The organism is Alteromonas sp. H39 (assembly GCF_047556435.1).
Lineage (GTDB): Bacteria > Pseudomonadota > Gammaproteobacteria > Enterobacterales > Alteromonadaceae > Alteromonas.
In genome coordinates this window covers 1,197,798-1,211,600 of the sequence record NZ_CP180210.1, presented here as the reverse complement: position 1 = coordinate 1,211,600, position 13,803 = coordinate 1,197,798, and the positions used below count along the sequence as shown (strand labels likewise).

Annotated in this window: 10 protein-coding genes; 4 read left to right on the top strand and 6 right to left on the bottom strand. The window is 50.3% G+C overall.

The genetic code is table 11. The annotated features are described in order from the left end of the window. Nucleotides 1-67 precede the first annotated feature (67 nt). The gene (gene smrA / locus ACLBLI_RS05240; RefSeq protein ID WP_414830086.1) at nucleotides 68-658 is read left to right on the top strand and encodes a DNA endonuclease SmrA; all 591 of its coding nucleotides are present in this window, start codon (nucleotides 68-70) and stop codon (nucleotides 656-658) included. A gap of 281 nt (nucleotides 659-939) precedes the next feature. Here smrA and ACLBLI_RS05235 read toward each other — a convergent pair whose 3' ends face one another. Continuing rightward, entirely contained in the window at nucleotides 940-1,080 is a 141-nt protein-coding gene (locus ACLBLI_RS05235) for a hypothetical protein (RefSeq protein WP_414830085.1), read from the bottom strand. 174 nt (nucleotides 1,081-1,254) lie between these two features. After that, entirely contained in the window at nucleotides 1,255-5,148 is a 3,894-nt protein-coding gene (gene purL, locus ACLBLI_RS05230) for a phosphoribosylformylglycinamidine synthase (RefSeq protein WP_414830084.1), read from the bottom strand. A gap of 241 nt (nucleotides 5,149-5,389) precedes the next feature. Here purL and mltF point away from each other — a divergent pair, with 241 nt between their 5' ends. Further along, the gene (gene mltF / locus ACLBLI_RS05225; protein WP_414830911.1) at nucleotides 5,390-6,712 is read left to right on the top strand and encodes a membrane-bound lytic murein transglycosylase MltF; all 1,323 of its coding nucleotides are present in this window, start codon (nucleotides 5,390-5,392) and stop codon (nucleotides 6,710-6,712) included. 534 nt (nucleotides 6,713-7,246) lie between these two features. On the opposite strand, the gene tadA is transcribed toward mltF, so the two are convergent. After that, on the bottom strand, nucleotides 7,247-7,774 hold the full coding sequence (tadA, locus tag ACLBLI_RS05220) for a tRNA adenosine(34) deaminase TadA (RefSeq protein WP_414830083.1): 528 nt from the start codon (nucleotides 7,772-7,774) through the stop codon (nucleotides 7,247-7,249). Nucleotides 7,775-8,033: 259 nt separating this feature from the next. Here tadA and ACLBLI_RS05215 point away from each other — a divergent pair, with 259 nt between their 5' ends. After that, nucleotides 8,034-8,270, top strand: coding sequence for a hypothetical protein (locus ACLBLI_RS05215; protein ID WP_414830082.1), 237 nt, complete (start codon nucleotides 8,034-8,036; stop codon nucleotides 8,268-8,270). A 148-nt stretch (nucleotides 8,271-8,418) separates the two neighbouring features. Here the strand turns inward: ACLBLI_RS05215 and ACLBLI_RS05210 are convergent, their stop codons facing one another. After that, complete coding sequence (locus ACLBLI_RS05210) at nucleotides 8,419-10,356, bottom strand: cation:proton antiporter (protein WP_414830910.1); 1,938 nt, start codon at nucleotides 10,354-10,356, stop codon at nucleotides 8,419-8,421. Between the two features lie 168 nt (nucleotides 10,357-10,524). Here ACLBLI_RS05210 and ACLBLI_RS05205 point away from each other — a divergent pair, with 168 nt between their 5' ends. After that, nucleotides 10,525-11,430, top strand: coding sequence for a GGDEF domain-containing protein (locus ACLBLI_RS05205; protein ID WP_414830081.1), 906 nt, complete (start codon nucleotides 10,525-10,527; stop codon nucleotides 11,428-11,430). An 82-nt stretch (nucleotides 11,431-11,512) separates the two neighbouring features. Here ACLBLI_RS05205 and tilS read toward each other — a convergent pair whose 3' ends face one another. Continuing rightward, nucleotides 11,513-12,808, bottom strand: coding sequence for a tRNA lysidine(34) synthetase TilS (tilS, locus tag ACLBLI_RS05200; protein WP_414830080.1), 1,296 nt, complete (start codon nucleotides 12,806-12,808; stop codon nucleotides 11,513-11,515). A gap of 27 nt (nucleotides 12,809-12,835) precedes the next feature. Further along, nucleotides 12,836-13,792, bottom strand: coding sequence for an acetyl-CoA carboxylase carboxyl transferase subunit alpha (gene accA / locus ACLBLI_RS05195; protein WP_414830079.1), 957 nt, complete (start codon nucleotides 13,790-13,792; stop codon nucleotides 12,836-12,838). Nucleotides 13,793-13,803: the final 11 nt, after the last annotated feature.

Below are 13,803 nucleotides of genomic sequence, written 5' to 3'. Positions count from 1 at the left end.
GCAGCACAACGTTGACTTTGTTCTCCTGCTTTCACACAATTCGCCGATAGCACGTCAGAGGTATTGTATGACTACATCAAATCAAGCAGATGACCTTCAGTCTTTTATGGAGGAGATGGGTGACGTTAAACCACTTGGTAAAAATGACACCATCGATTTGCATGATCCCAAAATACGGATCGCAGATAAGCAAAAGCGGGCAAAACTTCACCTGGCAACACAAAAGAGCACATTCAATCCCCTGACGCTGGACAATGTAACGCCCGTTAAACCTGATGATTTTCTCAGCTTTCAGCAGCCTGGGATCCAGGATGGGGTATTTAAAAACCTGCGCTTAGGCAAGTATGAGATTGAACATCGTATTTCACTAAAGGGGTTAACGCTTAAAGAGGCCAGTCAGCACCTTTACGAAAGCTTAAGCCGGTGCCATGAAAGAGGCTGTCGCGCGGTTCTGATCCAGCACGGCCGTGGCGAGCAGAGCCAGCCATTCCCCGCACTGAAAAAGAGCTACGTAAACCACTGGCTTTCAGAACTCGAAGAGGTGATAGCGTTTCACTCCGCACAACCAGTACATGGTGGATTGGGCGCCACCTATGCACTTTTGAAGAAGCATCCGGAACAAAAATTAATAAATCGTGAAAAAAATCGCAGAGGATAAGGTAACAACGAAACCGGTAAACGTTGTCTCGCGACTGCCAAAACCTTCGGCAGGCTTGTGGACATAGCAAATGTACTTACTGAAATTGCTATCTTCCACCGGTGAACGTTTTATGAAACGTGACGTAACTACAATAGAAATCAACGATCACCAAGACATATCGTTGTTTGCAGATGGCGTGAAGACAGGAAACTTAAGCTTGGACACTAGCTGCGCTTTTCAGGGCGCATGAAGCCCTGCCACATCTGGCAAGAAAGGTAGCTGGCGATTATCAGCGCTGATTACTTAATCGACGTCAAACTGGTTGGTGCTGAGGACGTTTCTGCTGACTGAGCAGAAGAGCTGAACACTGCAGTGACAATCATAAGCAGTACGGCAACGGCGACCCCGGTTAACCCAAACCCTTTTGATGAACGATTCATATTCGTCTCTTATTGTTATATTACCCGACGCAATACACGCAGGTAATTGACCCCAACACACAAGTCCTTGTATCTCAAGCGCATTCCATGCAGCCACTTACTGTAATTCAGTGACAAACTGATGACAAGGCATCTGTTCGTTTTTTCGACCCTGTCATCAGTAATAAGTTCAATTTAGCCAACAAAAACCCTGGCATTTCTGAACATACGCATCCACGCACCGTCTTCCTGCCAGTCATCAGGTCGCCAGGAGTTAGCCACGGTGCGGAACACACGCTCAGGGTGAGGCATCATAATCGTACAGCGACCGTCCTGAGATGTCAGTCCGGTGATACCCTCAGGTGAGCCGTTCGGGTTAGCCGGGTATTGCGTCGTTACCTTGCCATAGTTGTCGATGTAACGAAGCGCAACCTGCTGTTGTTGACTCAAAGATGCAATGGCCCCCGTATTGGTGAATTCGGCCTGCCCCTCCCCGTGTGACACCGCGATCGGCATGCGAGACCCTTCCATTCCCTGTAGTAATACAGACTTGGAAGACTGCACTTCTACCATGGCAACACGCGCTTCAAAGCGGGCCGACTGGTTCGTCACAAAGTGTGGCCAGTGGTCTGTGCCAGGGATCAGTGATTTCAGGTTAGAAAGCATCTGACAGCCGTTACACACACCCAGGCTGAACGTGTCCTGACGGGTAAAGAACGCTGCAAACGCATCACGGGCTCGGGCGTTAAACAGAATTGACTTCGCCCAGCCTTCACCGGCTCCCAGTACATCACCATAGGAGAAGCCACCACAGGCGGCCAGTCCCTGGAACTGCGCCAGATCGACCCGGCCCTGAAGTACGTCACTCATATGTACGTCGATCGCATTAAAGCCAGCTCGGGTGAACGCGGCTGCCATCTCCAGGTGAGAGTTTACGCCCTGCTCGCGCAATATCGCGACAGAAGGCTTAGTGCCCTTGGCAATAAAGGGCGCGGCTACGTCTTCATTCACATTGTAAGTAAGCGCGGCATGAAGCCCTGGGTTGGCAACATCTTTTTTGGCCTCGTGCTCTTCATCTGCACAGGCCGGGTTGTCTCGTAAACGCTGCATTTGGTAAGTGGTCGATGCCCACTGCATGCGCAGACTGACACGGCTGTCACTGATAACAGTCTGGCCATCACGTGTGAAGACGACGCTATCGGACGCATTCAGCGTTCCAATATCATGTGAAACATCGCCTAAATCGTATTCGTCCAGTATTGCATTAACGGTATCAAGGTCGCTGTCCTTAACCTGAATAACGCCGCCCAGTTCCTCTGAGAACAGCACGGCCAAATCGTCATTCCCCAAGCCGGCCAGCTCTACTGATACACCGGTATTTCCTGCAAAGGCCATCTCCGCTACGGTAGTAAATAAACCACCATCTGAACGGTCGTGGTAAGCCTGCACCAGCCCCTGAGCAACCAGTTTCTGAACAGCATTGAAATAGTTTGCCAGCAGCTCAGGAGAATCCACATCAGCCGGTGATGTCCCAAGCTGACCATATACCTGCGCCAGACAGCTCCCGCCAAGGCGGTTCTGTCCATTACCCAGGTCAATCAGTAATAAGCGGGTATCGCCTTTGTCGGTACGAAGCTGAGGCGTGACCGTTTTACGGATATCGGTTACCGCACCAAATGCAGAAATAACCAGAGACAGCGGCGATGTTACTGATTTTTCGCCGGTCTCATCCTGCCATGCCGTTTTCATCGACATGGAGTCTTTGCCCACCGGGATCGTCAGACCCAGCGCCGGACAAAGCTCTTCACCAACGGCTTTTACCGCTTCATAAAGTCCGGCGTCTTCACCCGGATGACCGGCTGCGGCCATCCAGTTTGCTGAAAGCTTGATGCGTTTCAAATCACCAATTGGGGCCGCAGCGATGTTTGTCAGAGATTCGCCAACCGCAAGACGCGCGGATGCGGCATGCGAAAGCAACGCTACCGGCGTGCGCTCACCCATGGCCATCGCTTCACCGTGATAGGTATCAAACGCCGTGGCAGTGACGGCCACATCGGCTACCGGAATTTGCCATGGGCCCACCATTTGGTCACGACTTACAAGACCGGTTACTGAACGATCACCAATAGTGATAAGGAAGGTTTTTTCAGCGACCGTTGGCAAGGCCAGAATACGTTTTACCGCCTCATCGACTGACATGCCTTCACGATTAAGCTCTACAGCCTGGGTTTGGGTAGAGGTAACATCGCGGTGCATTTTAGGTGGCTTGCCTAAAAGCACATCCAGCGGCATATCGATGGGCTGATTATCAAAATGTTTGTCGTTTAGAAGCAGGTGACGCTCAGCGGTGGCTTCGCCCACCACAGCGAACGGCGCGCGCTCACGCTGACAGATAGCTTCAAATACCGGCAGGTCTTTTTCCGCCACCGACATCACATAGCGCTCCTGCGACTCGTTACACCATAATTCCAGTGGTGTCATACCCGGCTCGTCAGACAGCACATTACGAAGCTCAAAACGTCCGCCTCGCTCGCCGTCGTTAACCAGTTCTGGTAATGCATTTGACAGACCACCCGCGCCTACATCATGGATGAACTGAATAGGGTTGTTTTCTCCTAACTGCCAGCAGGCATCGATGACTTCCTGACAGCGACGCTCCATTTCCGGGTTATCACGCTGTACTGACGCAAAGTCCAGATCTTCATTAGATTGTCCCGACGCCATTGATGACGCGGCGCCGCCGCCAAGACCGATATTCATTGCCGGTCCGCCTAACACGATCAGCTTGGCACCTACGGTGATCTCGCCCTTCTCAATGTGTGAATGACGGATGTTGCCCAGGCCACCTGCCAGCATGATGGGCTTGTGATAACCGCGCACCTCGACACCATTGAAACTTGCCACTTCCTGTTCATAGGTACGGAAGTAACCCAGCAGATTGGGGCGACCAAATTCGTTATTGAAAGCTGCGCCACCCAGCGGGCCGTCAATCATGATATCCAGCGCGCTGACGATACGTTCAGGCTTACCGTATACCGCTTCCCAGGGTTGCTGTGCGCCAGGAATGTGTAGATTTGAGACACTAAAGCCCACCAGGCCCGCTTTAGGTTTTGAGCCGCGTCCGGTCGCGCCTTCATCACGAATTTCACCGCCAGATCCTGTAGCCGCGCCCGGGAACGGCGAAATGGCCGTTGGGTGGTTGTGCGTCTCGACTTTCATCAGAATCGCGATATCTTCGTGATTATATTCGTATTGGTGAGTTTGCGGGTTGGGGAAAAAGCGTCCTGCTGTCCAGCCTTCCATAACCGCGGCATTATCTTTGTAAGCGGAATGCACATAGTCCGGGCACAGTTCGAAGGTGTTTTTGATCATTTTGAACAGGGATTTTTCCTGCTCTACGCCATCGATCGTCCAGCTGGCGTTAAAAATTTTGTGACGGCAGTGCTCAGAGTTTGCCTGAGCAAACATATACAGTTCCACATCATTCGGGTTACGCCCCAGTTTTGTGAAACTCTCGAACAGGTAGTCTATCTCGTCGTCAGCGAGTGCAAGCCCAAGGGAGATGTTGGCCTCAACCAGTGCCTGTTTGCCATTGCCAAGGACATCAACAGAGCTGAAAGACTTTGGCTCCGCTTGCTGAAACAGTACAGATGCATCATCCAGGGAATGAAACACCACCTCCGTCATGCGGTCATGCAGTGCCGCCGCAACGACCTGAGCGTCACTCTCAGACAGCGGTTGGTCAGTATCGATATAATAAGCACATCCCCGCTCTATACGCACAATGTCATTCAGCGAGCAATTGTGTGCGATATCTGTGGCTTTTGAAGACCAGGGAGAAATCGTACCCGGCCGGGGTGTGACGAAAAACAGTTGCCCCTGCGGCTGCTGGCTTTGTCTGGCCGGGCCGTAGGTCAGCAGTTTATCCAGAATAGACTGGTGGTCGTCAGAGAGCGCCTGACGGGTCTCGGCTAGGTGAACGTATTCGCTATATATACCTTTGATGGAGATGCCGGATTGACCCAGCTTTGTGATCAGTTTAGTTTGGTTAAACTCTGACAGTGCGGGAGCGCCTCGAAGGACCAACATAGTGCTTTACCTGGTTGTTTTGAAGCCACACGATGTTGTAGACAGGCAGCTTCTTAGATTGACGAGTATTTCGGCGCGGATTATAGAGGAATTCCGTCGAATTGATAACCGGCAAGGCGGTGATGTGGCAGATTTTTTTTACATTCTGCCCGAACAGCACGCTACCCGTTAACTGAATGACAGGATTGAGTAGATCAAAGTGTATTTTCGACGCGGTCTGACATTACTTTTGTGCTTGCTGATGCTGAGCTGTACTCAGTCGTCAGTGCCAAACGCGTTGTCACAACTGATTGACCGGCAAGTGCTGCGGGTTGGCACCCTGTATGGCCGCACGACCTACTACCTAGGGCCGGAAGGCCCCAAAGGCTTCGAATATGAACTGGTAAAAGGGTTTGCCGATTATCTGGGTGTAGAGCTGCAAATCTATCCCTTTTATTCTTATGACGCCATGCTGGACCAACTTAGCGATGGCACGCTGGATCTTGTCGCCTCAGGCGATGCGGTTACCGAGCATATGAAATCCCGCTTTGCGTTTGGTCCTGCTTATCAGCAGGTAAGCCAAAAACTGGTGTTCAGGCAGGGTGCTGAGCGCCCGCGAGCACTGGAAGACCTTACTGCCCCACTGCTGGTAGTTGAGGGCAGTAGCCATGCCAGAATGCTCAAAGAGGTCGCCGCATCTGATTTTACTGCGCTAGCTTGGCAGGAAACGGCTGACAGGGACGCCGAGGAGTTGTTAGAGATGGTCGCCGAAGGAGAGCTGGCATACACACTGGCAGACACCAACCGTCTTGCACTACAACGCAGGCGGTTTCCTCAGTTGAGTGTTGGCTTCACACTCGACACGTTACAACCAATTGCCTGGGCTCTTAATTCACAGCTGGATGACTCTTTACGGGCAGCGTTGGTGGAATATTTCGGAAATATCCATCAGGCAGGCGTATTTAAAGTGCTTGAAGAGAAATATTTTGGTCATGTGCGCCAGTTTAATTATGTTGATACCAGTGCGTTTATTGAGGCGGCACAGCAAGTCTTGCCTGAATACGAAGACTGGTTCAGGCAATACGGTGAGGATCTCGACTGGCGGCTGCTGGCCGCGATGAGCTATCAGGAAAGTCACTGGCAACCTGATGCGACCTCGCCTACCGGGGTCAGGGGGCTGATGATGTTAACCCTGGATACGGCTAAAGATATGGATGTAGTGTCCCGAATTGATGCCGAGCAGAGTATTCGCGGTGGTGCGCAGTATTTCGCCAGCCTGATGTCTCGGATCCCGGCAAGAATTCAGGAGCCTGACAAGACCTGGATGGCTCTGGCGGCTTACAACATTGGATTGGGACACCTTGAAGATGCCCGTGTATTGACCCAGCGCCAGGGTGGTAACCCCGATCTCTGGGTAGACGTAAAACAGCGCTTGCCTTTGTTGCGTCAGAAAAAATACTACCGCACAACAAAATACGGTTATGCCAGAGGTGACGAAGCGCTGCAGTATGTAGAAAATATCCGCCGTTATTATGATACGCTGGTTTGGCTCGACGAACGACGGGACGGGCGTATTGCACTGTAAAATCAGTTACCACTGATGAGATCATAGTTTCGTGGTTTCCGTTATGACAGCACCTTTTAACCGGATTTTTTACACATATTTCCAGCCGGATTATGGCGTACGATGCCTTGCTGATTTTTGCAGTACATTACTTGAAAAGTGTAATAACGCCGTCATCTTATTGTATTAGGGTAGCACTGGTGTTTGGTACCCCATTTTACTGCCAACAGCATTCCGCCTTAATTAAAGTTACCCGTCACCCTACAACCTGTGGTAAGAGAAAGGTAGGCGTGAACACATGACTATCTGGTAACCCGATACTAACATCTTCGACCAAAAGTAAGAGCAATGTACCGGATTCGGAATGAGTAAACGTCTCAGGCGTTGCGAAACGCAGATACCTTTCTGAGAATTCAGGAGGACAATCTATGAAAAAGAACAAAGTAATGAGAAAAGGAAGATCATTGAAAAATAATAACCGACGCAGACTGATGCTGAAGCGGTCACATCAGAAAGTACTAAAGCGCCGCAAAATGTACCATACTTTCGATATGTTTACTGATTTGGCGCAGGCTTCGTAACCTGAGATCGCCTGGCTATTTTAGCCGCCTTTATTTCTGCCCTGCGACGCTTGAAAAAATCAGATAAGCGCTGACCACATGCATCGGCTAATACGCCTCCGGTAACATCCACTTTATGATTTAGCGAGCCATGCTGAAGCAGATTCATGACCGAACCGGCCGCCCCGGTTTTTTCATCGAATGCGCCAAATACAACCCGACTTATCCTGGCATGCACTAACAGTCCGGCACACATTGGACATGGCTCAAGCGTGACATACAACGTAGCATCAATGACACGGTAATTCTGGCGGAAGAGCGCAGCCTGCCGCAATGCGTTCATTTCTGCATGCGCCGAAGGATCATGACCAGAGATCGGGGTATTCCAGCCCTTCCCTATCACCTCCCCGTTTGAAACCACCAGAGCGCCAACAGGCACTTCGCCCAGCGCTTCAGCGTTTTCTGACAATGACAATGCTTGCTGCATCCAGTAATGGTCTGCGTGCTCTGGTGTATCCTGCATGTGGTGAATTCTGCTATTTATTTGGTGTATTTCACTAACCTGTACCACGCTTAGCGTGTCACAATTTCTTAACCAATTGAAAATATTGTAATTTATATTTTGGTCAGTGACTTGCTTACAATTAGTCGCTACTGTGTTATTTCAAATACGACAGAAATTATACCCCAGCGATTGCCGAGATGGGGTAAAGAATTTCGGGCTAAACCACCATTTTGAAATTACACTTATTTATTAAGGTACAAAAAAGAGGGAAATCATTATGTCTGGATACGTAGCTGCTATTGCTATTGTTGCTATTATCGGATGGGTTATTGTGGAAATCACGAATGCCGGAAGAAAAAAGCGTTCTGATATGAGCGATAAAGAAAAGGCGGAAATGCAGAAGGAAATCGCGAACCTTAAGTCTCGTATCGAGGTACTTGAGAAAATTGTAATCGACGAAAAATACGATCTGAAAAAGCAGTTCAAAGACTTGGAAAACGACAAAGTCGCCTGATGTGTTTAACTACAGCTGGCTGCCGATGGGCAACGCGACTGTCGCGTTGTCAGCCCGGCTTTCACTGAGCCTTTTTACAAACTCGTAATGAGTACCACTGGATAGTCGTTGCCGCGTTCCCGCACTGTTGCATGCCGGCAGTTCAGGCTCATCCGCCTTCCAGTAAGAATCGTTCTGCCCGTTCCACACGTCTGGGCTTTCCGGCAATAACCAGCACATCACCTTGTTGAAGGATAGCGCTACCATCAGGCTCTGCTACTTCGGTGCCGTCTCTTCGAAGCCCCTTCACTTTGACCCGCATTCGGGTTAAATCCAAAGCTTCGAGGGTTTTCCCCAGACAATAGGCATGAGAATTCAACACAACCGCATGAATAAACTCCAGCTTGTCTTCAGTACCGTAGGTAATTTCCGTAGTCTCTCCCGGATAGAAACCATGCAGGTGATCATAACGCCCTTTACGCTCGGCTCTGACGCGTTTTAAAATGCGGGACATTGGTACACCGGCGTAATGCAGAACCTGAGAAATCAGCATCAGGCTGCCTTCCTGAAGCTCGGGTACCACTTGCGAAGCGCCAGCACTATATAACGCGTCAAGCTGATAATCGCGTTTGGTGCGTACCATGACTTCTATATTCTCTCGCACCTGACGAGTAGAACTAATGACCTGAGCCGCTTTATCAGGCTGGTCAAACGTAACCAGCACCAGTTTCGCCCGCTCTATCCCCGCATTTACCAGAATACCTTTCTGGCTGGAATCACCAAACAAAATAGGCTCTCCGGCATTGCGACTTTCATGCACCCGCACCGGATCGCCATCAATGGCAATAAATGGGATCCCTTCCATTTTAAGCATTCTCGCCACAGACTGCCCAACCCGTCCAAAACCGGCGATAACAACATGATCGGTCAGTGGAGTCTGAGAAAACAATACAGGCTGATCGGCGTCGATGTCTGGCTGTTTGACCAAATACCGGGCAAAGATAAGGCTTTTTTCTATCAACCACGGAGTAAGCGCCATACTGATCACCCCCATACTTACAATGACCGATGACTGCTGTTGAGTAATGACGCCATGTGTCGTTGCCAGAGCCGCAATGACAAAACTGAACTCACCGACCTGACAAAGCTTGAAACCGGCAGACCAGGCATCAACCGGATCGCATCTGAATAACCTTGCCGCCAGTCTCACCAGCACCACCTTAACCGCCATAAGCAGCACCACGCCGCCGATGATCCAGTGACCACTTTCTATCAACACGCGAAGGTCCAGTTGCATTCCGACTGTGACGAAAAAAAGGCCCATAAGAATATCTCTGAAGGGTCTTATGTCAGCTTCTAACTGATACTTGTACTGACTCTCGCCAAGCATCATCCCTGCGAGAAATGCGCCTAATGCCATCGACAAACCGGAAATATACGTCAGACCTGCAGCAAGTAATGACACCAATATCGTTGTCAGTACAAATAGCTCATCGGTGCGCGTGCGAGCTACTTCACGAAACACCCACGGTAAAAACCACTTACCTACGGAAAGCAAAAACGCCACTACTAACGTGCCTTTTAACAACGCACCGGCCAGTACACTCACCACGCTGACATCCTGCTCTGCAGAGAGTAACGGGATGGCGATCAGGAAAGGTACAACGGCCAAATCCTGGAACAGCAAAATACTGATTGCTAGTTGAGTTCGCCTATTGTTGAGGATCCCTGCCTCAGTGACCTGTTTAATCACTATGGCTGTAGAGCTTAGTGCGACCATCCCACCGATAATGATAGAGGCTGTGAGTGGCAAGCCGAAAAGATAAAACGGGATCAGGGTGAACACAAACGTGGTAACACACATCTGTCCAAGGCCAACACCAAAAACCAGACTGCGCATTGCCATCAATTTTGGCAGCGAGAATTCCAGTCCCAATGAAAACAGCAAAAAAACAATACCGACTTCTGCAAGCAAGTGCATCTGCTCGGGGTGAGCGAAGAGTGAGAGCAGTTGGGGGCCGGCGAGGATCCCGGCAAACAGGTACGCCAATATAGGGGGCAAATGGAATCGTTTAAACAACGCCACGCTAACGACAGCGAGAAACATCAGTATCACCACGTGAACAAAACCACTACCGATCACAACGTCTCCTTTTTTATTTTCAGGCACAGTTTTTGCTGAGGATTAGCGAGTAAGGCGAAAACGTCAGTACGCGCCGGTTTTCCGACAGTCTGCTAATTCGCACTCCCATTTGACTTTTTAAGGGGCCAGAACATGGATTTCTCTACTACTATCTACGATAGCACAGTCCATGACAATTATTATGCAGCTACTGACTCGGGCTCGTTGATCAGCGCGACGCAGTTGAATGCGTTTATGAATCAGTTACTGTCTACAATTGATCTGGCCACGCTGGGCTCGGTGTACTTTCATCAGCTACACCAGCACCTGAATATTGCTAACGTCAGCCTCTCTGATTACGATAGCCGCCTCGTCTACGGCAAACTAACCGACACAAATGCTGTCCATGTCGAGCTTTCGCTCCCCATGTGCCAGCGCGAAGCAGATGGTCTGACCAAATACGTTTATTATGCTTTTGATAAAGAACCGGGCCCTCAGGCTCGTGCCAAATTAGCCCACTTTCATCAGTTTTTCAGCCAGCAGTTAAATCATGCTCTGGAGTTTCGACGTTTAAAACAAATCGCGACAAAAGATACATTAACCGGGCTGGGCAATCGTAACGGATTTAACGATTCTTTCAGTCGTTTGATTTGTCGTGCACATCGTCACGAGCAAAGCTTTGGATTACTGGTAATCGATCTGGATAATTTTAAGCAGATTAACGATACCCGGGGACACCGTGAAGGCGATAGCGTTTTGGTCAACGTTGCCACTCAGATAGCACAATCGCTACGGGGCGAAGACGAGGCGTTCCGTTTCGGGGGAGATGAATTTTGCTGTTTGCTGGATTGTCAGACAACAACACAGCTTGAGGCGGCAGCAAGTCGACTGCAAAGCCAGATTCGTTCATCGACTTTCCTGCGCCGCTTTAATGTTACTGTAAGTCTTGGTGGGGCTATTTTCCGTGAGCAGGACGACGTCAATGCCTTGTTTGACCGCGCAGACAGCGCACTTTACAAGGCAAAAGAAAGCGGTAAGAACACCTATCAGGCAGCCTGAGTCTGTCAAGACTCTCTCCCATTACAGACTGAATGTGATTTCAGTATCGAAAAGTGGATGTCAGGCGGCAAGAAGTTGCCTGTTAACTGGCACGTACCTGAACGGAAGGCGGCAGCGCATGAAGCGTCAGGATCCCAGCCGGATACACACAAGCAACAGGAGCCTGCTCGAGTAACAGCAACGCGGCAGGCTGACGCAGCCAGGGTGGAATACCATTCGCCTTCATCCACTGCTTGACTGGCTTTGAAACCTTTTCCCCCTGCGGCTTCACTTTCTCATTCAAACTGACAGGGACTAAGCGATATGTGCCTTGCACCGAATCCTCAGATACATAAATTGTCACACCCATTGCGTGAATACAGACTTCTTTGCCGGCTTGAATTACCTGTTCTGAGAATGCTTCCGTTAATGAATTTTTATGAGTCCAAAACCAATCTTGCTGAAATCGGCGAAGCACTGTGTCATGCACTGTCACTTCAGGCCTGGCATCATGTTTTGCGCTAAGCTGTGATATTACCTGACTAAGCTGCGCCTGTGAGGGGGCTTCTGTGCCGTGCGCAGTAAACCACGCGCGCAATACGGCTCGCTGCCAGATAACGGGCAGCGCACTTAGTTTTGCACCATCAAGCCTGTCCCGGCTTTTACTTACCAGTGCGAGTTTTTCCGCAGCAGCTTGCTCAACCAGTTCCTGCTGCTCAGCACAGAGTGCTGCGCTTCTGGCTGCGGTTTCACTGATAGAGGGCCAACGTGCCTGCAAACGCGGAATAATGTGCTGACGCAGAAAATTACGATCGTATGCGGGATCTGCGTTTGACTCATCTTCAATCCAGCTAAGGGCCAACTGCTTTGCGGTAGCTTCAATGTGTTCACGCGTCAGCGAAAGCATGGGTCTGATCATCACCACGCCATCTCTGATCTGATACTCCGGCATTGCCGCAAGACCTTTAGGTCCGGCGCCGCGTTTTAACTGCAACAACACCGTTTCCAGTTGATCATCCTGGTGTTGTCCCAGCACCAATACAGACTGCCGGTGAAGACAGTGTTCGAGCAGCGCGGTATATCTCGCCGCTCTGGCAAGCGCTTCGGTACTCTTTCTGGATGTCGGCACGACTGATACGGATTTCGCTTCAAACTCTACGTCAAGCAGCTTACAGATGTCAGCGCAGTGCTGTTGCCAGGCGGTGGCATTGGTACTCAGACCATGATTTATATAGCAGGCAGAAAGCGCCAGCTGATGTGCGCTGGCAAACACCTTCGCAGCATACAGTAATAACGTAGAATCAACACCGCCACTGTAGGCAACGGTAAGGGAGTGGGCTGTGTGGGGTTTGAGCCGCGCCAGCGAGGCACCGATAGAGTCAATGACGGTTTCAGTCATAACCGCTGGCACGCCCCTCAACGCGACTTAGCAGTAGCCAAAAGACATCAGGCGATCATAACGCTCTTCCATCAGCGTATCCGTATCCAATGCTTTTAGTTGGCTTAGCTGCTGCTTGATAGTGGCTTTCAGATTTGCAGCCATGCCATCGTGATCGCGGTGCGCCCCACCCAGCGGCTCTTCAACGATCGCGTTAATCAGCCCCAGCTCTTTAATCTGCGGTGCGCTTACGCCCATCGCTTCAGCGGCAAGAGGCGCTTTTTCCGCACTCTTCCACAAAATTGAAGCGCAGCCTTCCGGCGAGATCACGGAGTAAGTTGAGTACTGCAACATGTTAACGCGATCGCCAACACCAATGGCCAGAGCACCGCCCGAACCACCTTCACCGATAACCGTACAAACGATAGGTACGCGGATCTCAGCCATTTCAAAGAGATTGCGCGCAATCGCCTCGCTCTGGCCCCGCTCTTCAGCTCCTACCCCCGGGTAGGCTCCCGGCGTATCGATAAGCGTCACGATGGGCAGATTAAATCTCTCTGCCATTTTCATCAGGCGCAGGGCTTTGCGATAGCCTTCAGGCTTAGGCATACCAAAATTACGTCTGATCTTTTCATGAGTGTCACGTCCTTTCTGATGGCCAATCAACATAATGGGCTGGTCGTCCAGCATCGCCAGGCCGCCCACGATGGCTTTGTCATCCGCATAGGCGCGATCACCTGCCAATTCGTCGAACTCTGTAAAAATACGACCAATATAATCATTGGTATAAGGGCGCATTGGATGGCGCGCTAGCTGAGAAACCTGCCATGCCCCTAAATCGGCGAAAATCTTGCGGGTCAAATCTGCACTTTTCCCACGCAGGCGATTGATTTCTTCCTCAATACCTACATCAAATTCACCGCCCTGATTAACCAACCGCAACTCTTCTATTTTTGCTTCTAGTTCGGCAATTGGCTGTTCAAAATCCAAAAACTGTATACTCATTCTCTGTCCTA